We start from the raw sequence: 797 nt of genomic DNA, 5'->3' as shown, positions 1-797 counted from the left end.
TACAGCAAAGGGATTATTAAATTTAGGAAAGAATCATCATTCAAAAGGAAACTTTAATAGTGCAATAAATTATTATAATGATATACTAACTATGCCAGGGGTATCTCAAGGGACAATAGGACTTGTAGAAAAATATAAAGGCTTAGCAAATGAAGGAACTATATTAAAAACATTAGAAGAAATATTAGAGTTAGGAAAGAATGAATATACAGCAAGTGGAAAAAGAAAGATATATATGGAAGGATATGAGTTATATCCAGAAAGTGAAGAAATCAAAGAAAGATTAGAGAATGCAGCAAAGGGATTATTAAATTTAGGAAAGAATCATCATTCAAAAGGAAACTTTAATAGTGCAATAAATTACTATGATGATATACTAACTATGCCAGAAATATCTCAAGGGACAATAGGACTTGCAGAAAGATATAGAGATGTAGCTAATAAAGAAATAGTATATAGATCATTAGAAGAAATATTAGAGTTAGGAAAGAATGAATATACAGCAAGTGGAAAAAGAAAGATATATATGGAAGGATATGAATTATATCCAGAAAGTGAAGAAATCAAAGAAAGATTAGAGAATACAGCAAAGGGATTATTAAATTTAGGAAGGACTTATCATTCAAAAGGAAACTTTAATAGTGCAATAAATTACTATAATAATATACTAACTATGCCAGGGGTATCTCAAGAAACAATAGGACTTGCAGAAAAATATAAAGGCTTAGCAAATGAAGGAACTATATTAAAAACATTAGAAGAAATATTGGAGTTAGGAAAAAATGAATATACAGCAA

1 protein-coding gene is annotated in these 797 nt (G+C 28.1%); it reads left to right on the top strand.

All coding sequences use genetic code 11. The features are described 5' to 3' along the window. Positions 1-797: tetratricopeptide repeat protein (locus D3Z33_RS16455; protein WP_160198859.1), on the top strand; the 797-nt coding region annotated here is incomplete at both ends.

This window comes from Senegalia massiliensis, assembly GCF_009911265.1.
GTDB classification, from domain to species: Bacteria; Bacillota; Clostridia; order Tissierellales; family SIT17; genus Anaeromonas; species Anaeromonas massiliensis_A.
This window is presented reverse-complemented; position numbering and strand designations above follow the sequence as displayed.